The organism is Vescimonas sp. (assembly GCF_057856985.1).
In genome coordinates this window covers 45978-69324 of record NZ_DBLZXX010000007.1, presented here as the reverse complement: position 1 = coordinate 69324, position 23347 = coordinate 45978, and the positions used below count along the sequence as shown (strand labels likewise).

Here is a 23347-nt window from a genome sequence, read left to right as displayed (position 1 = left end):
CTGGCCGCAGCCATCCCGGAGAAGCAGGCGAAGCTGGAGAAGCTGAAAGCCTCCGCCGCCAACGTGGACGCCTTCATTGAGAAAGCCAGCCGGCACACGGATATAACCGAGCTGACGCCGGAGCTGCTGTGGCTGTTCATTGAACGCATCGACATTGGCGAGAGGCCCGGACGCTACAACCGCAATGGTATGCAGGAGGTACGGATCATCTACCGCGACATCGGCGTCGTAGACAGCACCATGTCCGCAGAAGATGCCGAGAGTGCCGAAGTCCACTTCATTCCCTCTCTGGAAATGGTCGTGCAGCAGATGGCAGCGCAGACGCAGGTGTCGTAAGCGCAGAAAATCAAGGCAGAAAAAAAGAACAGGCAGGCAGCGGCTTGCGCCACTGCCTGCCCATACAAAAGGTCATGTCACTTTGTGTACCTGTGAGAAACACGCCGAGAGGGCGTCTCTTTTTTTCTTCAGCCGATGCGGGCTGTGCTTTCCTTATTTTGCCAGAGACAGGGACACGATCTTCTCACAAAGCTCCTGATACGTCATGCCGGCCACCTTGGCGGCCTTGGGGATCAGGCTGTTGGGGGTCATGCCGGGGAGGGTGTTGACCTCCAGACACCAGGGGCGGCCCTCCGCGTCCAAAATGAAGTCGGCGCGGGAGTAGACGGACAGGCCCAGTGCATGATGAAGTTTCAGAGCCGTCTCTCCCAGCAGGCGGTGCTCCTCCTCCGTGCAGGGGGCGGGGCAGAGCTCCCGGGCCGCAGCGGCGCCGCTCTGGTACTTGGCCACGTAGTCGAAGGTGCTGCCCTCCGGCGGCACGATCTGGATGGTGCTGAGGTAGTCGTCGCCCAGCACCGGCTGGGTGAACTCGCGGCCCACGATCTTCTCCTCCACCACGATGCGGTGGCCGTAGCGCAGGACATCGTACAGCGCCTGCTCCAGCTGCTCCCGGGTGTCCGGCAGGGACACGCCGATGGACGAGCCGCCGTCCACCGCCTTCACCACGCAGGGCGCAGGCAGCTCCTGCACAAGGGCGGGTACATCGGCGGCGGTGTAGGTGATCTCACGCCACTTGGGGGTCAGGATGCCGGCGCTCTCCATGATGCGCTTGGCCACGGCCTTGTCCATGGCCATGGCGCTGCCCAGCGGGCCGGAGCCGGTATAGGGCACGCCCAGCAGCTCCAGCGCGGCCTGAATTTTGCCGTCCTCGCCGTCGATGCCGTGAAGGCCCAGAAACACGCAGTCGGCCAGAGCACAGATGTCCAGCACGCCCACGCCCAGATGGCTGGGGCTTTTCAGCCTGCGGGAGGCTTTCACGGCCTCCAGATCCGGCGCTGTCTCGGAGATGCTGACGCTGCCGCAGAAGCCGTCCGGCGCGTCGAAGGCGTCCTCCAGACGGCCGGTGTAGTTCTCCAGCCCCAGAAACATATCCACAAAAATGGCCTTGTGGCCCGCGTCACGCAGGGCGCGGCACACGGAGGTGGCCGTGACCAGCGAGACGCTGCGCTCCGTGCTGATGCCGCCGCCCAATACTACAATTTTCATGCTGTTACTTCCTTTCTGCTTTTCTCCGCTTTTCCCAAACTCCCCAAATCGCCGTCAGCGCCGCTTCTGCGGGGGATAGACCCGCGGGACGCGCTTGGACACGGCGCACAGCAGCTCGTAGGGAATGGTGCCCGCCGCGTCGCTGAGCGCCGTGATGTCGTTGTCGGGGCCGAAGATCTCCACCTGACTGCCTACGGCGGCGTCGGGGATGTCGGTAACGTCGATCATGCACATATCCATGCAGATGCTGCCGCACTGGGGGGCCTTATGGCCCGCCACGGCGAAGCTGCACTTGCCGGACAGCGTGCGGAACAGGCCATCGGCGTAGCCGATGCCCAGCACGGCCATACGGGTACGGCGCTGGGTGCGGAAGCGGCGGCCGTAGCTGACGCAGGTGTCCGGCTCGTAGGTCTTGATGGTGCTGATGGTGGTGACAAGGCGCATGCACGGGCGCAGACCGAAGCGGCCCGTGTCGTCGCCGTAGCCGTACAGCAGGAGTCCCGGGCGCACCATGTCCAGCGCCATCTCCGGATAGTGGACCACGGCGCCGGTGTTGGCGCAGTGGCGGATGGCAAAGGTCACGCCGCCGCGCTGGGCCACCGCGTCGATCATGCGGCAGAACAGGTCGAATTGCTGATGCGTGTAGCGCTCACTGTCGGCATCCGGCTCATCGGAGACGGCGAAATGGGTGTAGATTCCCTCCGGCAGCAGGCCGGGCAGACGGCAGGAGGCGATGACGTTGGCCACGCCCTCGTCAAAGCTGTCGCCGCCGCAGAGGAAGCCCAGACGGGACATGCCGGTGTCGATCTTGATGTGGATGCGGAGCTGCCGGCCCAGCGCCGCCGCGCGGGCGGAGAACTCCTGCGCCTTGGCAAGGCAGGACACCGTCTGGGTGATGTCGTTGTCGATGAGCGTCTCGGTATACTCCGACGGGGTGTGGCCCAGGATCAGCAGCGGCATGGTGATGCCGGCGCTGCGCAGCTCCATGGCCTCGTCCAGGCAGGACACGGCCAGATAGTCCGCGCCCTCGCTCTCCAGCAGGCGGGCCACCGCCACGGCGCCGTGGCCGTAGGCGTCGGCCTTGACCACGCCCAGAAACCGGCAGCCCTCCGGCAGGGCGGCGCGGATGGCGCGGTAGTTGTGGCTGATGTTGTCAAGGCTGACCTCGGCCCATGTTCTCTTTTGCAGGCTGTTTCTCATACATTTCCCCTACTTTCCCATTGTAACAGTTTTATTCTATCACTCGGCACAGAACGGGATGCTATGCCCTCTGGCGTACTGCTGGGCATAGGAACCCGCCTTGCCGTGGATGGTCAGTTTCTCGCAGTTCAGGAAGCACTCGCCGCCGATCTGGCGGACGGTGGCGGGGATCGTGATCTTCTCCAGCGCCTTGCAGTTTCCGAAGGCGCGATAGCCCAGATGCGTACAGCCCTCGGCGATCTCGACGGTGCGCAGGTTCGCGCAGGTGCTGAAGGCGCTGTTGTCGATGATTCGGACGGAGGGGGGGGTGCTCACGGTTTTCAGCTTATTCGTCTTGTAGAACGCACAATACCGGATATTCGTCAGAGTGTCAGGGAAGGTGACGGACTCCGTATACTTGCTGCCGCTGAAAACGCTGCGCTCGATGCCCGTGACAGGCTTACCGTCCACATATGCTTCGATGGTGACATCCGGCGCACCGGCATCCTTGCTGACCAGCGTGGCGTGGTCGGCATACACCCGATATGTCAGGTTATTTACGGTTTTCAGGCGCGAACCGGCGATGAGGCCCTCGTCCATTTCGTAGAACCACGTGCCGGTCAATGCATCGGCAAAGCGCTCCAGCGCCATGCCGCGGCTTCCCTTGAACAAAAGCACGTCGTTGACTGTGACATTCTGCATCAGCCAATTCTTCACCGTGTCGAAATCATTCGACCAGATGATCTCTTTCCCGCAGAGAGCCTTGGCCGTGTCGGCGATGATCGCCGCGCTGTCTCCGTAGCACACGGCAATATCCACATTGGACGCCGCCAGCATCCGTCCGACATTGGCGTGTATCTCCTCGTCCTTTTTGCCAGTCTCCTTGATGTCGCCCAGTACGGCGATGCGCCGCCCGCCATTCTTGACAGGTATCATGGCAAAGGAGTTGAACGAACTCTGCATGGATTCTGCGGCGGCGTTGTAGCAGTCGAGGAACATGGTCTGGCCGCCGTACTTTACTACATTCTGGCGGATGCCCGCCGTCCGGAACGACGCAAGGCCGCGAACTACCTCGGCATCCGTCATGCCGATGCACTTGCCGGCGGCGAAAGCCGCCAGCGCGTCCATGACATTGTGCAGGCCGTAGCAGGCGATTTTTACCGGAACATGCTGGCCGTCATAGACCACCTCAAACTCCATGCCGTTCTCGCCGCCGGAGATATGCTCCGCGCGATAGTCGGCATCTTTATTTTCGATTGCATAGTAGAGGACTTTCTGCTTGCAGCCCGGGTCTTTCTGGAACGGGTCATCACCGTTCAGGATCAGCGTACCGTTCTCACGCAAGCCCTCCGCCACGCTGAGACACGTTTCGCGGATACGCTCCTGAGAACCCAGCGCCTGCATATGGGACGTGCCCACCACGGTCACGATGGCCACCTCCGGCTGCACCATCCTGGCGATCACGCCCGCCAAGCCATAGGGCGGTGCTTCCGCGATCTCCTGCACATACGCGCCATATTCCGGCGTCAGCTGCTGAATGAGTTTCGCCGCGAAAATCGCACTGTTGGCGTTATGAAGGTTGGAAAACGTCTTATATTTGCTGGACAGCACCGCGTTGACCATGCCGGTGGCACTGGTCTTGCCGATGCTGCCCGTAACACCTACCACATGTCCGGTGAACTTCCGGCGGATCGCAGCGATGATGGTCTGGAAGGCTTCAAACGGCTCCGGCACCACAAGGCACGGATAGTCCTTAATCTGCCGGTCTGCCAGAAGCAGCTTCGCGCCCTTGCTCATTGCAAAATCAGCACGGCGTTCATATTCCTCCTGCGATGCGTAGATATAGTGGTCAAAGGAACGTGTACCTACCAGTGCAACGCAGCCCTGACCGGCATTGCGGGCATATTCCAGCTTCGTATACACCTCGTCGGCGGCGGGGGCGGGCAGGCCCAGCGCCGCACAGATATTCTTCTTCGTCAATATCCACTCGCCGGTCATGTTGCCGTTCTTCGTGAATATTCCCTTTACTTTTTTGATGGCCTCTTTCATCTGCATGGCCTGTTTCCCCTCCCCTGTGATGCTGCGCTCCGGCAGAACGGGATAGCTCAGGCCGCAGGCGCTGTCAGGAATATAGCAGGGGATGAACGTCTCCCCCGTCACGCGGACCTTGCCGTTCTGCCGCGTCAGCTCTATTTGCAGGATGCCGGTGGACCGGCTGACGGACATCAGCTCGCTGGTGACAAAGTTGCCCATGGACCACGCCACAGGCACGATGCGCCCATCGCGGGCGGTGATGAGGTCGTGGGGCTGGACGGAATGGGTGTGAGAGCCGACAATATAATCGGCTCCGGCATCCGCCAGCTCCTGCGCCATGCGGCGCATGGAGGCGCTGGGCTCGGTCTTATACTCCGCGTCCACGCCCCAGTGGATATAGGTCAGGACAAACTCGGCTCCGGCGGCGCGGGCCGCGGCGATGTCCGACGCCGCCCTGTCCGGCGCGTACTCGTTGAGCAGGGCGCGGCGGCCCTCATCGGTAAGGCGGGTCTCGTTGCGGTTATACCACGTGGACCAGGCCAGCAGGGCAAGGCGAATGCCGTTGACCTCCACCAGCGCGAAGCGGCGCTCCGCCGGGCCGGCGAACAGGCCGGTGCGCATGAGGCCGGCATCGTCGATGCGGTTCAGCGTCTCCCGAATGCCGGCGGCACCGCAGTCCAAGTTGTGGTTATTGGCCAGCATCAGGAAGTCGAAGCCCGCCTGACGCACCGCGTCCAGAAACGACTGGGGCGCGTTGCAGTGGTATTTGCCGTCCACCTTATACTGCTCGCCGGTGTAGGGCGCGGCGGCGCAGAGCATGGTCTCCAGATTGCCGACGGTGAGGTCGGAGGCGGCGAAATAGGGTCGGACGAAGGTGAACACGTCGTGGAAATCCGTCTGGCCGCCGATGAGATGGGACTTGTAGAGCTTCTCCTCCGCCAGCATGTCGCCCACGCAGGAGATCAGCGCCTTGTCCTGCCGGAGGGCGGGCTTGCGGTACACCCCATCGGTGGACAGGGCGTAGCGGAAGCGGGGCGGGTGCTCCACCGGTTCGTAATGGGGCGGCTCCGCCTCGTAGGTGCGGATATCCGGCTCCGGCGGCGTCTGCGGCTTTTTTGTGTTCCAGAATGCCATAGGTGTGTCCTTTCTGCCTTGCGGCGTCAGGTTTGCTCCGTTGGGAGCGTCAGGAGGCTGCCGAACAGGCGGTCCGTCTCCGGCAGGCGCGCCGCGTCCAGCGCCGCGCCGGGGGTAAAGGTCAGCTCGCCGAAGTAGACGCGGCCCTCCACGTCGTACAGATCCACCCGCACGAAGGAGAACGGCTGCGACAGGCGGGCGGCAGCGGACAGCATGTGCGCCAGTCCCGCAGGGCGGGGCAGCGTGAAGTCCGGCGGCGCGGCCTGCCCGTCACGGGTGATGGGCAGGAAATGCCAATCGGGGTCGAAGAAGTAGAATTTCGGCTTGCCATGGCTGCGGCCCTCGCAGACCAGAATGTAGCGGGGCTGGCCGTGGAAACAGTAAATTTTGTAGTCGGGCAGGTCGTCGCCGTGGCCCAGAAACCGCTCGCAGACGATCTTTTTGGGGATGGGGCGGTACTGCAGCTCCGCAAAGTCCCGCCAGAAATCGTGGCGCAGCCACTTGTTCAGTGTGCGGACGGCGGCCTCCCTGTCCAGCGTGGACTTGTCGGGGCAGAGGATGTTGTAGCCGCAGCCGTGGTTGCATTTCAGTACGAAGGCGTGGGGCAGGGCGTCCCATGGGATGTCCCGGGGGCGGTCCCACGCGCCGTACAGCTCGTTGAGGATGTCGCCGCAGCCGCAGGACTCCACGTAATCGCGGACGGCGTACTTGTCGGCGCACCGGGTCACCAGCGGGTCGCTGCCGTAGCGCCGCAGCTTCAGCCACATCAGCTTTTCGTTGAGCGTCCGGGGTGTGCGGAGGTCCAGCGGGCGGCCGAAGGTACGACGGAAGCGCCAGCGGCTGCACAGCACGGGGCTGATGGGCGCCAGCAGGTACATGGTGCGGGCCTCAATGCGGGTCAGGAAGCTCATAAATCAGAACGTGTGGTGGCAGTTGGCAAAGACCTTCTGGATGTTCTCCGCGCCCAGACGCTCGATGGAGCGGCCCTCGGCCCGCAGGTCGCGGCCCAGTGCGGCGGAGGCGATCTCGATGAGGGCGGTACACACCGGCGTGGGGATGCTCAGGTGCCGGCCCAGAGATTCCAGCATCACCAGACCCTGGGGCACGTCCTCGGAGATGTAGCGGGAGTCCACCACCACGGGGCCCTTAGCGCGGTACGGCGAGGCGGCGTACTCCTCGAACACGGCGCGGGCGTCGATGGAATCGTCCAGGCTGTTGCGGTACTTGCAGGCGTCGAAGTAGTTCAGGCGCTCGTAGCCCAGATGCTCCAGCACGTCCATCTTCTCCTTGTCCAGCTGATCCAGAATACGGTAGACGCTGGGAGTCCAGACCTCCCAGTACATGCAGTAGTCGCCCTTTGTCTTTTCGATGCGGGGGATGCTCATCACCGCACCCACCGTGTGGACCATCATGTTGGGGTTATGCAGGGCGGCCTCCACCACGGAGGACAGGTAGACATAGTGGAACTGCATGGACTCCAGCATGTCCCTGACCTTGGGCAGGTTCTCCACGGGGTACACACCCACGGGGTTGCGGACGTTGCGGAAGCCCACCCGCACGAAGCCGGTATCATCCACGCGGCAGTCGATGGTGGAGCTCTCGCCCTCGATGATGGTCAGATCCTTATCGGGGCAGTGTCTCAGGAAGTAGGCGGTGGAGAAGTAGCCCGGGGTGATAAGCACCACCTGGCCCTTCCGCAGCAGCGGCGCGATGCGCTGGATCAGCTGCTCGTGGACGTTGGTCTGGGTGGTGATATAGACCAGGTCCGCCGTGGCGACAGAGGACAGGTCAGTGGTAACGGCGTGGATGCGCGCCGTCTGCTCCTCTCCCTCCTGCCAGAGGGTGATCTCGTTGTTGTGGGCACAAACATAGTTGAACGTCTCGTTGTGCATGGAGTGGGACGTTTTGACCAGCGTTACCTCGTGGCCCTTCAGTGTCAGGTCAGCCGCGTTGGCGCAGCCCATGTTGCCGGCGCCCAGAATCGTGATCTTCATATGGTAGCTCCTCCTTTATACGTTATGGATGCAGGTGCAGCCGCTTGTTCTTGGCGGCGATCTTGTCCTTGAAGTAGTTCTGGATCGTGTCGCCATAGTAGGCGCAGCGGTTCAGATCCTGATATTTATTGATCTCCAGGATGCGGATGCCCTGGGACGAGATGGCCACGTCAAAGCCCAGATACTCCAGCTGGCCGAAGTAATTGCAGATGTCGGTCAGGGTCTGCTTCACCTTGTCCCACTCCGGCAGCTGGCCCTCAATGCGCATACCGGTATCCGGATGGTTGGGGCAGGATGTGATGACGTGGTTCTTCAGCTGGGTGCCGTCGTAGAAGCGGCCGGTGTCCACATCCACCTTAGCAGACACGCCGCCATACCCCAGGTTATCGGTGAGCTTGGTGGAGCCGGTGCCGATGCGCATGTAGGCGTTGGCGATATAGGGGTCGCAGCCGGTGGGATTCAGGACCATGACGCGGATGGTATTGACGGAGCCCGGGTAAATGGGGCGCAGCGCCTCGTGCATGGTCAGGAACTCCGTGACGTTGTAGTAGCGGTCCAGGCTCCGGAGCTTGGTGAGCACCGCATCGCGGTCCACCTCGTCGTGGTTGATGTAGTACTTGCCGTCGGCGTAGGAGAGCTTGCAGAAGCCGTCGCCGTGCTCGCCGGCGCTCTGCTTCAGAGCCAGCGTGCCCTCGTGCTCCAGCAGGGAGACGATGCCCTCAAAGCTGGAGGGGTACTCCGCGGGGCAATCCTCCATGCGCAGGGCGCAGGGGACGCCATTGCGCTGCATGATGTGGTAGTAGTAGCGGGGCGCCGCGTCCTTGAAGGGCTCGATGACGTGGCGATAGGTCATCTTGTCGTCGATCCACTTCTGATAGTGATTGTTGATGGGGCACAGCCAGTGGTAGTCGCGGTCGGACAGGAAGTCGCGCCAGTTGTCCTCCGTCAGCTGGTACTGGTCGATGCGGAAGGAGTAATAGCCGCGGCGGTAGCTCCACAGCTTTTGACGCAGGGTGGTGTTGTGGAAGTTCCGCAGGTCATCGAGAACGCCATTGACGTACTCGTGGAGCATATAGTCCCGATAGCCCGGGCGGCAGCACACCTTCTTAAACAGCTTCCAGCCCCGATCCTGAATGCGCTTCACCGTGACGACGGGGCGGGGATAGCAGCGCTCGTCCCGCTTGCGGCAGAGATAGGCCATCACCCGCGGGTCGATCGTACCATCGTGCAGCAGGGCGGGTGCGGGGTTGCAGCTCATGACGCACAGGCCCTTGGCGGTGATGCGGAAGTGGATGGAGTAGTACTCCAGCTGGGGCATGAACAGGCAAAACTCCCGTATCTGGGCGGACACCGACTGCCACAGGGGCAGCTGCTTGTCGTCATCGAACACACCGGTGACGGGGTCTGCCTGCACCGTATCGCCATCGCGGTAGACGATGCGCAGGTCCACGATCCGGGGGTCCGTCAGCTGCTCGTTGAGGATGACGGCGCGCAGCTCCGTCATGTCGGCGCCGCAGACCGCCTGCTCCGCGTCCAGAATGTCCACCAGCTCCATGAGCACGTAGTGATGGCGGCGGTTCTGCAGGGTGTACAGCAGGGCCTCCTCCGTCACGGGACGGCGGTTCATGATATAGTTTACGCCATCATAGGCCAGGCGGAAAAACGGCGCACCGGCGTGGTAGGAGGCGGGGCGGAACAGCAGGCGGCCCTTCTCCCGCAGCAGACGCAGCAGCTCTCGGGCATCGCCGCCGGCATAGCCCGCGGGACAGTCCGGCATCCGGACGATCACGGCCTTGTCATCGCGGCGCAGCACGTGGTAATACATCTCCGGCAGGTACTGCGTCACGCCGGTAAGGCAGTAGCGCAGGGAGGGTACGTCCTCGATCCACTTCTTATAGCTGTTGTTGACGGAGCCCAGAGAAATATAGTCGCGGTCGGACACGAAATCCCCGCAGTTGGCCTCGGTCAGGCCGTACTGGTCGATGCGGTCATAGAGGAAGCCGTTGCGGTGGGCCCAGCGCATCAGCTGCGGTTCGGCGTAGGGGTTCTCCAGCGTGTCGGCCTTCTTCTGCCTGTTCCATGCCTTCAGCGTACCGGAGGAGTAGCCGCGTTTGCCGTACCAGTACTGGTGATAGGCGAAGTCTCCGACCTTTTTGGCGGGACTCAGCAGCTTTTCGCAGAGCTTGCCGGCCTTGCGGAGGGGACGGTTGACGTATACGTCCTCCTTCACCATCTCCGGAAAGGCGCAGTTGCGGAAAAATGCCTCCCGCAGGGCGGGCAGATCCGCGTCAGGGCAGCGGCGCTTCAGCTTCAGGATGTCCACATAGGTGTCGGATGCCCGGGCGCCTGTGAGCCGCGCATCGGTGCGGCTCATGGCCTGAAGGTACAGCGGGTGCTGCTCCCGCTGGTAGGCGTGCAGCAGCTGGAAAAAGCGGCTGCGCTCCTCCCTGCGGTCCACGCTCTGGCCGGACTGCTTCCGGCGGTAGCGCTCCGCGCAGACCTGAGTGTACGTAGCTTCATTGGGCTCCCGCAGGAATGTCTCGAAGCAGTCGGTATATCGTTCGACGGTGTGTTCCATGTTCTGGTCCCCCTGTGTTATATAGTATTCCCCGGCGCGTATGGCCGGCGTGAAAAGTGTCTGGTTCGTTACCGCAGCTGCGGGCCGTGCTCCTGCCGTCGGGCGCGGAGGTACACCAGCGCCGTCGCCGTGACCGGCGCGTAGGCGTAGATGTGCCACAGCAGCTTTTTGGCCCGCGGCGAGGTGCGGTAGCCCTCCGCCGTTCTGGCCGCCGGCCAGTGGCGCTTAAAGATGCGGTGCATGCGGCGGATGTGCCGGATGCACACCGGCAGTGGGATGGCGCGGGAGGCCGGCAGGAGCCGGCCGGTGCTGGGGATCTCCCGGCAGACGAAGAAGTCGCCGTCGGGGTGGGCGGACTCCGCCGCCTGGGAGTACGCGGCAAACAGGTTCTGCATGCTGCGGACGTGGGCCATATTGCGACGACCGCGAGTGATGCTGCCGCCGTCGGTGTTGTAGTGGTACAGAGCCGCGTCAGTGCGGCTCAGACGGGCGCAGCGCTCCGGCAGGCGGCACATAAAGGCCGCGTCCAGATGGTACAGGCCCTCTTGGAAGTGAAAGCCCTTCCATATTTCAGCGCGGTAGAGCTTGTTCATCAGATTGTGGCTGATCTCGTTGCGGAACATGGCTTCCGTCAGCTGCTCCCGCCGGTAGGTCACGGGGCCGCCCAAGGTGACGGAGCGCATCTGCTGGTACGCGCCGTCATTGACCATCTCACACTGGGCGATATCCGCCGCGGTATCCCGCAGCAGGGCGTACAGCGTCTCGTACATATTGGGCTCCAGCCAGTCGTCGGCGTCCACGAAGCCGATAAGTGCGCCGGCGGCGGCGTCCAGCCCCGCGTTGCGGGCGGCGAAGGCGCCCTGATTGGGCTGGTGTATCACATGCACCCGCCGGTCGCGGGCAGCGTAGTCATCGCAGATGGCGGGAGAACCGTCGGGCGAGCCATCGTCCACCAGCCAGATCTCCAGATTGGTATACAACTGGCACAGCAGGCTGTCGACACAGCGGCGCAGGCTGCGCTCCGCCTTGTAGACCGGTATGATAACGCTGAGCAGCGGCTGATCTGTCACGGCTGTTCCCCCTTATAGTACGATGCGATCATGGCGGCCACGGCATCGATGGAGAACCGTTGGCACACCTCGGGGCCGCTGTCCCTGGTTGTCTCGGACGCGGCGGCGGTCAGCAGGGCCTCCGCCCATCCGGCGGCGTCCGACAGCGGCACCTGCCGCGTCTCCGGCGACAGCAGGGCCTCGATGGGAATATACTCCGAGCATACCACCGGCAGGCCCGCGGCCTGGGCCTCGATGGCCACAATGCCCAATCCCTCGAACCGGCTGGGGAACGCGAACACGTCCATGGCCCACAGCAGCCGCTCCACGCCCCCGGTCACGCCGTAGAAAATGACGCGGTCCGCGATGTTCAGCGCGGCGGCGCGGGACCGGAGCTTTTCTTCGTCCGCGCCCTCCCCTACCAGCAGCAGGCGGGCACGAGGCTCCCGCGTCAGAATGGCGGGGAGGATGTCCAGCAGGAATTCCTGATTTTTCTGATAGCACAGGCGGCCCACATTTCCGATGAGCACGCCGTCGGAGCAGCCCAGCTCCGCCCGAGCCGCCTCCCGCTGCTTCGGATCGAAGCGGAAGCGGGACAGGGCGATGCCGTTGGGGATGAATGTATAGCCCCTGGCGGCCAGATCCCGCCGGGAAAACAGGAAGTTCGCCGCATCCCGGGAGCAGGCCCAGAGCGCCGTGGCATAGCGCCCCAGATGCTGCCGTCCCATGCGGTGGAGCAGCATCTTCGCCCAGCGCAGCGGGCTTTTCCGCAGGGCGGTGTTATGGCTGTGGGCGATGCGGACCGGCACACCGGCCTGCATCGCCAGCTTGGCGTAATATAGGGAAAGGCTCTGAAACGCGTTGATGTGCAGCACATCGTAGTGCCGCTCCCGCAGCAGGCGGCGGAACATGGCATGGTTCGTCAGAAGGCGGCGCTGGCTGCCGGATAGCTGGTAAAACCGGATGCCCAGCTTCTCCAGCCGCGCGGTAAACACGCTGTCCAGCAGCTTGGAGGTCACAATGTCGATCTCCAGCTCCGACAGGTCTGCGTGGGTATAGACGCTGGCCAGAAACGACTCGATGCCGCCGGACTCCCAGCTCTCGCAGAAGCAGCATATCCGTTTCACCCGCCGCTCTCCCCTTTCCGTTTATAAGGTCAGCTCGCCCTCCAGATACGCCTGATACCGGTCGCAGATGGGGGCAGTATCGCCGAAATCGATCTGGCGGCCCCTGTGGAGCCACAGCACTTTGCTGCACATCTCCCGCACCTGGGACAGGGAGTGGGAGACCAGAATGGTGGCGGCGCCGCCGTGGATGATCTCCCGCATCTTGGCCTCGCTCTTTTTGCGGAACGCGCCGTCGCCCACGGAGAGTACCTCGTCCAGAATCAGGATGTCCGGCTGGACCAGGCTGGCGATGGAAAACGCCAGGCGGGACTTCATGCCGGAGGACAGCTGCCTGAAGGGCCGGTCCTCGAAGCTCTTGAGCTCCGCGAACTCGATAATGCTGTCATACGTCTCGTCCATGAATTTGCGGCTGTAGCCCAGCATGGCGCCGCGGAGATAGGCGTTCTCCCGCACGGTCAGCTCGCCGTCGAAGCCGCTGGCCAGCTCCAGCAGGGCGGCCACCTCGCCGTTGCGGCGGATGTAGCCCTCCGTGGGCTCCATGATGCCGGAGACGGCCTTCAGCAGGGTGGATTTCCCCGCGCCGTTGGTGCCGATGATGCCCATCATCTCCCCCTTGTCCAGGGAAAATGTGATGTCGCGGTCGGCCCAGAACTCGTTGACGTGATAGTTGCCCTTGAGCTTGCGCACCACGTACTCCTTCAGGCCGATGTCCTTGAAATCGCCGGTCATGTAGCGGATCGACACATGATTTACTTCCAGAATGCTCATATTGCCCCCGTTACACGTAGTATAAAAATTTGGTATTGTTCTTTTTATAGATCAGGCAGCCCAGTCCCAGCACGATGGCCACGTCCGCCAGCATCAGCAGGTGGAACCACACGCTGGGGATGGTGGCCTCGATGACGATCTTCCGGAAATAGCGGATAAAGAGGTACATGGGGTTCAGCAGGAACAGGTTCCGGATCATAGGCTCGTAGGTGTCGATGGAGTAGAAGATGGCGGACATATACATCAGCAGCTGCAGGAACACGGTCCACAGGTACTGGATGTCGCGGAAGAACACAAACAGCGCCGATAAGATCAGCCCCACGCCGATGTTGAACAGCAGCAGCAGTACGATGGGGTACACCAGCAATATCAGCTTCCAGGTGAACGCGATGTTGTCGATGATGCAGAACACAAAAAACACGCACAGCGTGATGCCGAAGTTGATCAGCGTCTGCACGTTCTTGGAGAACAGGAACAGGTACTTGGGCACGTTGACCTTGGTGAAGATGGATGCGTTGCCCATCAGGGACATCATGCCCTGGGACGTGGATTCGTTGAAGTAGGTGTACACCAGGTTGCCGCAGAACAGGAACGTGGTGTAGTGCTCGATGTGACGGCCGAAGAAGTGGGTGAACACCAGGCGCATCACCAGCAGCATCAAAAGGGGCGACAGCACGCTCCACAGCATGCCCAGCACCGTCCGCTTGTATTTTTTCTTAAAGTCCCGCTTCACCAGCTCCTCGAACAGGAAGCGGTAGCGTGTATATTTTTTCAGCATGTGTACTCCGTTGGTCATAGAAATTTTGGCGTTGCAGACTGCCTCCGCAGCCCGCAAAAAGTCGAGGTTATCGTATCACTTTTCACCAAGAAAGTCAAGAGATGTGCGGTAATCCGCTAATTTGTAGTGTTCTACCTGAAAACGTTTTTATCCTCCTCTCCCCCGCTTCTGACACGAAAAATAGCGGCGCCGCAGGCCTATGCGAGATGCATAGTCCTGCGGTGCGGGGCCGGTCTGCGGGGCGGTGCGGAAGTCGAGGAAAAAGGCGCAGACTTTCCTATTGACAATGCGGCGGAACTATGCTACCATGCAGTTAGATTACTTTAACCGCCACGTGAGCGGTTTTTTCTCCCATGGCGGTTAGAGTAGTCTAACTTTTCTGTGGACATAGAACACCCACATATCACAGGTCTGACGTCCACCGCGGCAGGCGGCGCGGGAACATGCCGTCTGCGGTGACGGTCGGAGCCAAATAGAAGAAAGGAATCTGATACTATGAAGACTGCTGTTATTTACTGGAGCGGCACCGGCAATACGGAGGCCATGGCAAACGCTGTGGCAGAGGGCATGAAGGAGGCCGGCGCGGAGGTCACCATGCTGACGCCCGATCAGGTACAGGCCGGCGAGCTGGGCGGCTACGGCGCCATCGCCTTCGGCTGCCCCGCCATGGGCTCCGAGGTGCTGGAGGAGATGGACTTCCAGCCCATGTTCGACGCCTGCAAGAACATGCTCAGCGGCAAGCGCGTGGCGCTGTTCGGCTCCTTCGGCTGGGGCGACGGCCAGTGGATGCGCGACTGGGAGAGTGACTGCAGCAATGCCGGTATCTCCCTGACCTGCGAGAGCGTCACCTGCTGCGAGACGCCGGACGACACCGCTCTGGCCGCCTGCCGTGAGATGGGAAAGGCGCTGGCGGGCTAAGGCTCCCTGTTCCAGACAGAAAAAGGACGCCCTCCGAGATCTCGGAGGGCGTCCTTTTCTGCGTATCTCCGATGCCGGGAGGGAAACGTCAGCCGCACGATCCGCATGCGCATCATACCGTCGCCCATCCGCGCCAGGAACCGGAGCTTTTGTCGGTAAGTATTGCGTAAACATGCCGCGTCATAATGCGTTCACCCGGTCAGAATATCGGCAATTCTCTTGCAGGCGAAACCATCGCCATAGGGATTCGCAGCGTTACTCATCTTGGCGCATTCTTCCGGGGAATTCAAGCAGTGATGGCAGTTCGATCGAGGCAGCGCTGCACGAACTGAGGGATCGTAAGGCGGAACAAACGGTGGAATTCTTTTCGCATATCTATGGGAAAGCGCCAAATGCCGATGCGATCCGCCTTTTGATGGGCTCTCAGTTCTGGTATTTCCGTCAGCTGCTGGATCAGCATATGAAGGAAAGCAGAATGCTTACCTGCTTACAGGCGGTCCTTGATTTTACCAACGCCGGTTGGCGGCAGTTATGCGATACCTTGCAATAAATCCGAAAAGTTGACTCGGACGGTCCATCCGTCCGTTTCTTATGGCCATCTGGAACGGCTGAAGGACCGCAGCGTTTATGCGCTGTCCAGCGGCGAGGGACAGCGCATCTCCATTCTCTCGGCACGGGCCATGGACACAGATATTTTTCTCCTTGACGAGCCAACGGCAAATCTCGACTTCACCGCCACGCAGCAGTTAAAAGAGATCCTGCTGGCAGCATCGATCGCCGTCGGTCTTATCCCGTGATCGCCGTCTCTGCGACGTTCAGCCATATTCCATTCAAAAAGGAGTCTTTCACCATGTCCATTGCGCGGGACCACGGTTCGGAGACTCCTTCTACCATTTCTGTCACGTGTTTCGATGTGTTAACGGCATGGCAGTAATGTTGCATAGAGGATGGCGGCGGTCATCAGGAGCATCCGCGCAAGGTTTCCCCACCGTCAGCGTCTCGCTCCCACGAAGGCAGGCATCGCGCCCCAAGCAGCAAGAGCCAGCACCATAAAGGTGATAACGTTGATAAATGAACGACTATAGATGTAGTGAAGCATCAATGCAATTTTCCTCGGATTGGTGCAATTACGCGGTCTTTTACAATGCTGCGGAAGTAGGCATATTCTTCACAACGGTGATATGCCAGCCAAAATATGGCATTCGGTACAATCGCCGTGAACATTGTCATGACTGCAAAACGCAAAACCGTTGTTGCAGAAGATAGAACTACATATCGGATCGTCAGCATGACAATCAAAATAGTTGTGAGCAGGAGAACTCTCCTGAAATAACGGGCAAAGAAAGGCTTACATGAGACTTCAAACCCATACCTATGGAGAATAAGCGGATCATACCACAGGCTGATCGCTGCTCGCGATAAAAATGTGGCGAACAGAACGCCAAAGACTCCCCATAGCTTTCCGAGAAAGATTGAAAGAATAATATTTAGAATCGCCACCAAAATCGGCCGAAACTTTCCTTGCTTAAATAACCCTATGGTCGAGCGGAACACCCAAAGCGTATTCATGTAACCTGCCACGAAGAAATTGATCGCAATGGCAATCGATATGGGAAGCCCCAGTACAAAGCGCTCGCCAGCCCATATCTGTACAAACGGATCTAATAATGTAACCAGCGCAATAAAGCTGAACCCATACAACCAAAAATTCAGGAATTCAACTTTCTTGAATAGTGCATAGCCCGCATGTTTATCTTCCGTTGCGAAGAAATTTCCGAGGCTTCCCGTAATGGCTGCTGTGATCTGGCAAAGCACACTGGTTACGGAATCGCATATGAGCGTATAGTTTGACAGTCGCCCGACCCATAAAACGCCGACAACGGCAGAAATGATAATGTTATCCGTTCCATTCAGCGCAACATGACCAAACCGGGACAAGACCAGCGCTTCGGTATCTTTTCTAATCTGCACACGTTCTTCCGCGCTAAGGCTATCACCTTGATAGGTCTGTATCTCGGGATATCTTTTATCAACCAAATGTGCAACGTACAAATTCAAAAAAATGTTGCCGGCAAGCTGAATCAGAAGATACAAAAGATATTTTCTGAACAAGAGCAACAAAACAATTTGCAGTCCAGATTGCAAAATGGCCATCGTGTTCTGCACATTTGTCTTGATGTATTCTTTCTGGTCGGCATACAAAACCGACGCTTTATACGACGAAAACCAATATGAAATCGATGTGTTGACCAGAAAAAGGATATAGTACAGTGTGAGCCCGGAAATGTCCGGCTTATCCTTGATGATGTAATCCATAAAAGGGATTACACAGAGGCCCAAGAGAAAAATTACCACTCCAATAATTATATATATCTTCTTGTAAAATTGGAGCAGCGCAGCTGCCTTTTGATAGTCCTTTACCGCCACGGGTGCGTACATACGATAAACCATGGCGGAGCCAAATCCCAACTCTGCAAGAGACAGCACCGTCAGGATATTGCTATACAATCCATTTACGCTGAGGTACGCTTCATTCAAGCAGTAAATGAAAATTGTGCGGACGGCAAAGTTCAGCAAGATCGTGAGCGCGCGTCCCAAGAAACCGCTGGCAAAATTTAATGCTGAATTTTTAAGACGACTATTTTCCATGCTTCTTCAAATACTCGCTTTTTCGCAAGGTCGATATATCATAATCATATTCCATGTCCAGATATATTTTTCCGTTGGTCTTTAGCTTTTCATAAACTTCTCTATTGCGGTATTTTATAACTTTAGCAGGATTCCCTCCCACCACCGCAAGAGGAGGAATATCATGTGCAACAACTGCACCCGCACCAATAACGGCACCCTCGCCGATGGAAACTCCGGGAATGATCGTAACGCGACTGCCAATCCATACGTTATTTCCTATGTTGACAGGTTTCAAAACAAACCGACGGTCGTAGGGAAGTGATTGGAGATCGTCGCTGTCGTAATTGTGGTTTGCCGTCCAAATCTCAGCTCCGCGTGAAATGATTACACCACTGCCTATATTTACGCCGCCTTCACATTTAGCAAAGAAGCCTTCGCCGATCCACGTGTTGCTGCCGATGCTCAATTTGCTCGGCGAGCTTATGCTGTATCCCCTACTTAAATATACGTTTCTCCCTACAGAGGCCATGCAGGCAAAAAAGCGCTTCAATTTTTGGCGCTCAATCCAGCCTGTAAGCCATATGTTAAATCTGTTCCGAAGTGTCATGCAGCAGTATCTCCTAATAAAGCGGCTTTCCTTTTCCTCGTATTATGTGCCAGATGCAACGGAGTGCATATCTGCTTTGCCGTTTCAGCTTTTGAATAGTGCTTTCTTCCAGATATCTCCGTATTGCTTCCTCAAGTCCGTTCGTATCTGCGCTGGCATAGAATGAACTCCTTTGTGGACTTGGTGCTGCCGAACAAAGCAGATTCCGGTTATATTTGATCACTGTCTCTACATTGGCCGGAGTAAGCGTCAAGTTGCAGCGGTCAAGTACATCCATCCCTTTTCCCGAATTCACGAGAATTGCCGATATTCCTTTGTTATCATCTACCGGCAGCTCCACTTCAGCACCCCAGAAATCCCCCAAAATGATATCACTGCCTGCCGTAAAATTACGAAAGTGACACTGATAACACGTTGGCTTTAATGTAACGCTTCCTAAGAAGCCGTTCATATACGCATCTGCGGCTTCTGGCTTGCTGTAGGTTCGGTGATGACCAAACTCCATTCTCACAGAGCTATTATGCCAACCCTTCTTCTTGTTACGAAACTCCATCCTTGTAAGCCTTGCGCCATATTTCCTTTCCTGCATACCAATATACGTTTGCAGCATATGGTCGCTGGGAATCCCATGGCAGATCAACTCCACAAGAACCAGATTCGGATACTCTTTCCCAAGAAATGTGCGCAGTCCCGCGACCTGGCAGGGGCACCCGCTGAACAAAACCTTACACCCCTTTTCCAGCACGTCTTTGACTTCCCGATAGCAATACCCCACATCGCTTTGGGCATACTTGGAGCCCATCATCCGCAGCATATCTTCCTTGGCATTGGAAAGGATGTGCTTGACATGAAACTCCTCATCAAACACTGCGCCGCATACGTATCCGCCATCGCGGAGCATTTGATCGGCAAGCTCATAAAAAACGCCGCCCGAGCTGCTGCGCATCCGCATAGGGTCATTCTCGCTTTTGGCTGCAAAGGCTACGGGATACCCCTCATCAGGTTTTCCTTTGTTCCCCAGAATTGGACAAGCCTTTTCACATCGGTTGCAATGAATGCAAATGTCTTCATTGATCTGAGGATATCTAAAATCCAGATGAACCTTGTCCAAGCTGATCGCATCTACCGGGCAAGCATTTATGCAAGCGCCGCAGATCGCACATTCTTGAACCGAAACCTTATCAATCATCTCTCCACATCCCTCAGCACTTCGTCTATATATGCTTTTGCGTGGTCGATCTCATCTTTCAGGCAGCGGCGCACGGCTGTCCAGTCCGTGCCAGCCGGGATCTCCGTCTCCGTTGTTACCATGTGGTCAGATAGCCCCAGCATGGTGGTAAAGTCGCGCATCCGCGTATTGATTTTCTCCGTGCGCTCCACAACGGCGAATTCCCTCTCGAATATCACCGAAAATGCCGTTGCATGGAAGGAGTTGGACAGGACAAAGTCTGCGCCCTGTACCAATCCAAGGAAATTCTCCGGTCCGCAGAGTGAGAAGCAGCGCTCGGCATACGGAATCTTGAAGACCGAGTAGATATGCAAGCCTCGTTCCGCCGCAATTCTCCCCGCCAACTTGCGGACAGCAGGGCTATTATCAAAGTCATATACCAACAGGTAGGGAGCCTCGCACCCCTCCGGTCTCTCAGCCATCGCCTCCCACTGTGCCCGGTCAAGCAGGAATACCGGATCAAGGACGGTTACAGCGTTCGTGATCCCCAGCGTCTTCAACACAGAAAGGCCGGACTTTTCGCGCACAGCAATATGGTCAAAACGTTTGAGATACTGCGCCGTCACCTCCCGCAGCTCCTGCGGAAACTCATCCACCGCAAAGCTGGCCGCGTAGGATGCGCGAATGCCATGCAGCGCAAAATCCAGATAGAAGGCCGGATCTTTCCCGTTGGGAAACAGCGGATTCCAGATCTGGTCGCTCCCAGCGAAAAACGCATCCGCCTCCGGCGGCTCCTTTTTCAGTTCCTCGTTGGAGGTGTATCGTTTTGTGAGATCAAGGTACTTGGCCGTAAAGCTGTCAAACGCCTTTTTGCGCGGCAGCATATGTAATCTGCCCGGAAGCTTCGCCAGCAGGTACGCCTGTTTCAGAAAAGGCTTGTCGTATTTGGGGTTTCCGACGATATCCAGCCGGTAATGCTTCGATAGATAATCCGGTTTATAGTCGATGATCTTCACATCATGCCCCAGCAACTTCAAATAGGTTTGCAGGGCGTAAGCCTGTAAGGATGCACCGACATTGTATACGTCGTGGCAAGTAATTGTACAAATTTTCATGGCTTGCCTTTTTCCATAATCCTTCTCACAATCCGACCCAGCTTTGCCTTCATCTGCGTGCGTTTCGGAAGCCAACTCATGGAGTACCAGTGGATCGAATATGTATTCTCTGTTTTCGCCAGTTTCCCAGTTGTACTGTCCATAGGGTTGAAGTAATCATCCGGATAGACATGGATACCTGCGACGATCTGTTCCTGCCCATTACGGATAAGTCCAAAGCGTTCCAACACATCGCTGTTCAGGCGTGGACACCCTACCGGCATAACGCTGCTATCTGGCTGCATATAGTGCAGCTTTTTGTATTCATCGATCATGGCCTGCACAATGGGCTGATGCGGCACGGCCGCCATAACCTGCCCGCTGTTGACAAACCGGTTATTTTCAAATCCAATAAATCCCTCGTCATTCAGCAATGGCGAAATGTCCCGCACAACCTCCACATCGGTGTCGAAATACACGCCGCCGTACTGCTCCAGCACGATCAGGCGCATGACGTCGGACACGAAGGCGTATTTTTTCGCGGCATACGCCTCCGCCATGAAGGGCATGGCGAGGTAATCGCAGTTGTCCTCGTTCCACTCGCGGATCTCAAAATCCGGGCAGAACTTCTTCCAGCTGGCGATGCACTTTTTGGCAAGCTCCGGCTTTTCACCGTGGCCAAACCAGCAGTAATGGATGATTTTCGGGATCATGGGTCACCCCTCCATCAGCGCATAGATCTTCTCGACCTCCGCGCTGTTCGTATAGTCTCGCTTTGCGCAGTTCTCCGACAGCCGCTGCATCCGGGCAGGGTCGCGCAGCAGCGCGGCAATTCCGGCGGCGCAGCCCGCATTGTCCATGGGGACGATCAGGCCATCCACACCGTCCTCCAGCTGGCTGCCGGAGGTAGCGTAGTCCGTGATGACGACAGGCTTTCCGAGAAGCTGCGCCTCCCGCACGGTGACGGCCTTGCCCTCATAGCGAGAGGGCTGCACATACAGGTCGCAGGCGCGCATATAGGGGTAGGGGTTGTCTTTCTTGCCGAGGATGATGACGCGATCCTGCATACCGGCTTCGGCAATTTTCTGGCGAATCAGCATCTCGTCACCGCCATAGCCGATGAGATACCACGTTACGTCAAGGCCGTCCGCTATCAAGCGGCGGCAGATATCCGGCACATTGTCGAAGTTTTTCTGTTCTGAAAAGCGGCCAACAGACAATAATTTAAACGGTTTTTCTTTTTGCATTTCGCCCTGCGGATTATTGGATTGGCGTTCGATCAGATTTTGGGGAAGAATATTCTCCACTGTTGCTGTCAAATGCGAGAGTTCAGGAAACTCTGTATCGAATGCAGCAGTCACTTGCTCCGACACGCCGCAAATTGTGTCAAATCTGTTCCACATGGCAAGCTCCGTCGAGCGGTCGAAGGTCAGCGCCGTGTAGTCCGTGTGAATCCACGCTGCGTATTTCTTCGCCCTCACCCGTTCCCGTGCAAAGTAGTGCGGCGTCAGAAAACTGATGGCAAGATCATAGGTTTTGTCGGAAATCTGCGGCATAGAGCGCAGCGTGTACTTGTGGCTATACGTCAGCGCTGCAACGGAGGGCTTCTCGCCGGGATGCTGCTTGTCAAAACGCCGCGCCGCAAGCTTTCCTTGCAGCCGCCCACAAAGTACGCCGAATTGACCGCTTTTGATAAGCGACGCCATCGGCACGGCCAGCGACGCATACTGCGGAATCTCCGGCAGAAGATTTGCCTTGGGATTCAGATATGGCATCAGCTCGCCGCTGTGCCGCATCAGAAAGAGGTCAACGTCATAGCGGTCATAGTCGATGGAATCCAGCAGCCCCAGAAGGCTGCGCTCCACGCCCCCAAGCTCCATGGCCTGGGAGAAGATGAGAACGGATGGTTTCATCTCTGCTCTTTTCTCTCCATCGACCGTTTGTGCAAAAGCACATAGAGTTTTTCTGGCATAATACTTTTGACAAAATGCTTTGCTAAATCAATATAAATATATCCATATAGATATCTTGGAAAATGAAAAAGAGAAAAGCCATCTCTCATCACATGTGCAGCATTCATGCGTGACTTCAAGCTTCTGCGACTAGCGGCGGCGTGGTCATCGCGCATTTTATAGAGCGGCTCGTCCAAATTATATCCAGCGTACCCCTTGGCGTAAAGTTTGTACCAAAGGTTAACATCTTCAAAGCGAAGCATCCGCCTATCTTCCGTATAGCCTCCCACTGCCAGATACGCCTCTCTGCGGATCATACAAGGAGCGTGGCAATGGACTGGACTGTGCTTGATAAAGTCGCGCTTGGTAGGCTCTTCGATCGCATAGCTTCGCCCCCAGTCACCATGCTCGTCAAAGAAGATCATCGGCGTGCTGACAATGGCGTATTCAGGGTGCGCGTCTAGGAAAGCAGCTTCTTTTTCTATCCGTGTAGGAAGCGAAATGTCATCGCCATCCATCCGGGCCACATATTCGCCGGAGACCACCTGCAAGCAGCGATTCAGCGTATGGTTCAAGCCCATATTCCGCTCGTTCTGGAGCAGTAAAATTTTCTCAGGAAACCTCCCCTGATACTCTTTTGCAATGCCATAGGTATTATCCTTTGAGCCATCATCACATAAAATGAGTTGCCAATCTGAAAATGTCTGCGTGAGGACGGAATCAATGGCTTCCGGCAGCGTCTCGGCACAGTTATAGATGCCCATAATGATAGAAACTTTTGGCATATCCATTCT

General features: G+C 57.9%; 20 protein-coding genes. 3 read left to right on the top strand and 17 right to left on the bottom strand.

Features of this window, described 5'->3' with window-relative positions; all coding sequences use genetic code 11:
• On the top strand, nt 1-336 hold a 336-nt coding region (locus ACZM22_RS06905), incomplete at its 5' end, for a DUF4368 domain-containing protein (RefSeq protein WP_489543544.1).
• Nucleotides 337-489: 153 nt separating this feature from the next.
• Here the strand turns inward: ACZM22_RS06905 and ACZM22_RS06900 are convergent.
• From ACZM22_RS06900 to ACZM22_RS06855, 10 genes are all read right to left on the bottom strand, one after another.
• The gene (locus ACZM22_RS06900; RefSeq protein WP_489543543.1) at nt 490-1542 is read right to left on the bottom strand and encodes a D-alanine--D-alanine ligase family protein; all 1053 of its coding nucleotides are present in this window, start codon (nt 1540-1542) and stop codon (nt 490-492) included.
• Between the two features lie 54 nt (nt 1543-1596).
• Entirely contained in the window at nt 1597-2742 is a 1146-nt protein-coding gene (alr, locus tag ACZM22_RS06895) for an alanine racemase (protein ID WP_489543542.1), read from the bottom strand.
• 39 nt (nt 2743-2781) lie between these two features.
• Nucleotides 2782-5889 carry a CapA family protein gene (locus tag ACZM22_RS06890; protein WP_489543541.1) on the bottom strand — a complete coding sequence of 1036 codons (3108 nt, stop codon included), beginning with the start codon at nt 5887-5889 and terminating at the stop codon, nt 2782-2784.
• 26 nt (nt 5890-5915) lie between these two features.
• On the bottom strand, nt 5916-6800 hold the full coding sequence (locus ACZM22_RS06885; RefSeq protein ID WP_489543540.1) for an ATP-grasp fold amidoligase family protein: 885 nt from the start codon (nt 6798-6800) through the stop codon (nt 5916-5918).
• Between the two features lie 3 nt (nt 6801-6803).
• Nucleotides 6804-7883: an NAD/NADP octopine/nopaline dehydrogenase family protein gene (locus ACZM22_RS06880; RefSeq protein WP_489543539.1), complete on the bottom strand. Its 1080-nt coding sequence runs from the start codon at nt 7881-7883 to the stop codon at nt 6804-6806.
• 22 nt (nt 7884-7905) lie between these two features.
• The gene (locus ACZM22_RS06875; RefSeq protein ID WP_489543538.1) at nt 7906-10461 is read right to left on the bottom strand and encodes a sugar-transfer associated ATP-grasp domain-containing protein; all 2556 of its coding nucleotides are present in this window, start codon (nt 10459-10461) and stop codon (nt 7906-7908) included.
• A 68-nt stretch (nt 10462-10529) separates the two neighbouring features.
• Nucleotides 10530-11531, bottom strand: coding sequence for a glycosyltransferase (locus tag ACZM22_RS06870; protein ID WP_489543537.1), 1002 nt, complete (start codon nt 11529-11531; stop codon nt 10530-10532).
• Nucleotides 11528-12637, bottom strand: coding sequence for a glycosyltransferase (locus tag ACZM22_RS06865; protein WP_489543536.1), 1110 nt, complete (start codon nt 12635-12637; stop codon nt 11528-11530). The genes ACZM22_RS06870 and ACZM22_RS06865 overlap by 4 nt, the downstream gene beginning before the upstream one ends.
• 21 nt (nt 12638-12658) lie before the next feature.
• On the bottom strand, nt 12659-13405 hold the full coding sequence (locus tag ACZM22_RS06860) for an ABC transporter ATP-binding protein (protein WP_489543535.1): 747 nt from the start codon (nt 13403-13405) through the stop codon (nt 12659-12661).
• 10 nt (nt 13406-13415) lie between these two features.
• Nucleotides 13416-14183, bottom strand: coding sequence for an ABC transporter permease (locus ACZM22_RS06855; RefSeq protein WP_489543534.1), 768 nt, complete (start codon nt 14181-14183; stop codon nt 13416-13418).
• Between the two features lie 495 nt (nt 14184-14678).
• Here ACZM22_RS06855 and ACZM22_RS06850 point away from each other — a divergent pair, with 495 nt between their 5' ends.
• On the top strand, nt 14679-15101 hold the full coding sequence (locus tag ACZM22_RS06850) for a flavodoxin (RefSeq protein ID WP_483267409.1): 423 nt from the start codon (nt 14679-14681) through the stop codon (nt 15099-15101).
• A 500-nt stretch (nt 15102-15601) separates the two neighbouring features.
• A complete protein-coding gene (locus tag ACZM22_RS06845) occupies nt 15602-15898 on the top strand; it encodes an ATP-binding cassette domain-containing protein (protein ID WP_489543533.1) in 297 nt (98 codons plus the stop codon).
• Between the two features lie 301 nt (nt 15899-16199).
• On the opposite strand, the gene ACZM22_RS06840 is transcribed toward ACZM22_RS06845, so the two are convergent.
• The 7 genes from ACZM22_RS06840 to ACZM22_RS06810 are packed head-to-tail and all read right to left on the bottom strand — an operon-like array spanning nt 16200 to nt 23338.
• Nucleotides 16200-17750 carry a lipopolysaccharide biosynthesis protein gene (locus tag ACZM22_RS06840; protein ID WP_489543532.1) on the bottom strand — a complete coding sequence of 517 codons (1551 nt, stop codon included), beginning with the start codon at nt 17748-17750 and terminating at the stop codon, nt 16200-16202.
• Entirely contained in the window at nt 17740-18339 is a 600-nt protein-coding gene (locus ACZM22_RS06835) for an acyltransferase (RefSeq protein WP_489543531.1), read from the bottom strand. The genes ACZM22_RS06840 and ACZM22_RS06835 overlap by 11 nt, the downstream gene beginning before the upstream one ends.
• Before the next feature lie 13 nt (nt 18340-18352).
• Complete coding sequence (locus ACZM22_RS06830) at nt 18353-19528, bottom strand: Coenzyme F420 hydrogenase/dehydrogenase, beta subunit C-terminal domain (RefSeq protein ID WP_489543530.1); 1176 nt, start codon at nt 19526-19528, stop codon at nt 18353-18355.
• Nucleotides 19525-20622, bottom strand: a complete 1098-nt coding sequence (locus ACZM22_RS06825) for a polysaccharide pyruvyl transferase family protein (protein ID WP_489543529.1) — start codon at nt 20620-20622, stop codon at nt 19525-19527. Before ACZM22_RS06825 ends, ACZM22_RS06830 begins: the two co-directional genes overlap by 4 nt.
• Nucleotides 20619-21314, bottom strand: coding sequence for a glycosyltransferase family 32 protein (locus ACZM22_RS06820; protein WP_489543528.1), 696 nt, complete (start codon nt 21312-21314; stop codon nt 20619-20621). The genes ACZM22_RS06825 and ACZM22_RS06820 overlap by 4 nt, the downstream gene beginning before the upstream one ends.
• Nucleotides 21315-21317: 3 nt before the next feature.
• Nucleotides 21318-22514, bottom strand: coding sequence for a glycosyltransferase (locus tag ACZM22_RS06815; RefSeq protein WP_489543527.1), 1197 nt, complete (start codon nt 22512-22514; stop codon nt 21318-21320).
• Nucleotides 22511-23338 (bottom strand): glycosyltransferase family 2 protein, encoded by an 828-nt coding sequence (locus ACZM22_RS06810; RefSeq protein WP_489543526.1) that lies wholly within the window; start codon nt 23336-23338, stop codon nt 22511-22513. Before ACZM22_RS06810 ends, ACZM22_RS06815 begins: the two co-directional genes overlap by 4 nt.
• Between the last annotated feature and the right edge of the window lie 9 nt (nt 23339-23347).

Bases quoted from the DNA above. Each gene is read 5' to 3' on its own strand.
- ACZM22_RS06900 (WP_489543543.1), bottom strand. From the start codon at position 1,542: ATGAAAATTGTAGTATTGGGCGGCGGCATCAGCACGGAGCGCAGCGTC.
- alr (WP_489543542.1), bottom strand. From the start codon at position 2,742: ATGAGAAACAGCCTGCAAAAGAGAACATGGGCCGAGGTCAGCCTTGAC.
- ACZM22_RS06890 (WP_489543541.1), bottom strand. From the start codon at position 5,889: ATGGCATTCTGGAACACAAAAAAGCCGCAGACGCCGCCGGAGCCGGAT.
- ACZM22_RS06885 (WP_489543540.1), bottom strand. From the start codon at position 6,800: ATGAGCTTCCTGACCCGCATTGAGGCCCGCACCATGTACCTGCTGGCG.
- ACZM22_RS06880 (WP_489543539.1), bottom strand. From the start codon at position 7,883: ATGAAGATCACGATTCTGGGCGCCGGCAACATGGGCTGCGCCAACGCG.
- ACZM22_RS06875 (WP_489543538.1), bottom strand. From the start codon at position 10,461: ATGGAACACACCGTCGAACGATATACCGACTGCTTCGAGACATTCCTG.
- ACZM22_RS06860 (WP_489543535.1), bottom strand. From the start codon at position 13,405: ATGAGCATTCTGGAAGTAAATCATGTGTCGATCCGCTACATGACCGGC.
- ACZM22_RS06855 (WP_489543534.1), bottom strand. From the start codon at position 14,183: ATGCTGAAAAAATATACACGCTACCGCTTCCTGTTCGAGGAGCTGGTG.
- ACZM22_RS06850 (WP_483267409.1), top strand. From the start codon at position 14,679: ATGAAGACTGCTGTTATTTACTGGAGCGGCACCGGCAATACGGAGGCC.
- ACZM22_RS06840 (WP_489543532.1), bottom strand. From the start codon at position 17,750: ATGGAAAATAGTCGTCTTAAAAATTCAGCATTAAATTTTGCCAGCGGT.
- ACZM22_RS06835 (WP_489543531.1), bottom strand. From the start codon at position 18,339: ATGACACTTCGGAACAGATTTAACATATGGCTTACAGGCTGGATTGAG.
- ACZM22_RS06830 (WP_489543530.1), bottom strand. From the start codon at position 19,528: ATGATTGATAAGGTTTCGGTTCAAGAATGTGCGATCTGCGGCGCTTGC.
- ACZM22_RS06825 (WP_489543529.1), bottom strand. From the start codon at position 20,622: ATGAAAATTTGTACAATTACTTGCCACGACGTATACAATGTCGGTGCA.
- ACZM22_RS06820 (WP_489543528.1), bottom strand. From the start codon at position 21,314: ATGATCCCGAAAATCATCCATTACTGCTGGTTTGGCCACGGTGAAAAG.
- ACZM22_RS06815 (WP_489543527.1), bottom strand. From the start codon at position 22,514: ATGAAACCATCCGTTCTCATCTTCTCCCAGGCCATGGAGCTTGGGGGC.
- ACZM22_RS06810 (WP_489543526.1), bottom strand. From the start codon at position 23,338: ATGCCAAAAGTTTCTATCATTATGGGCATCTATAACTGTGCCGAGACG.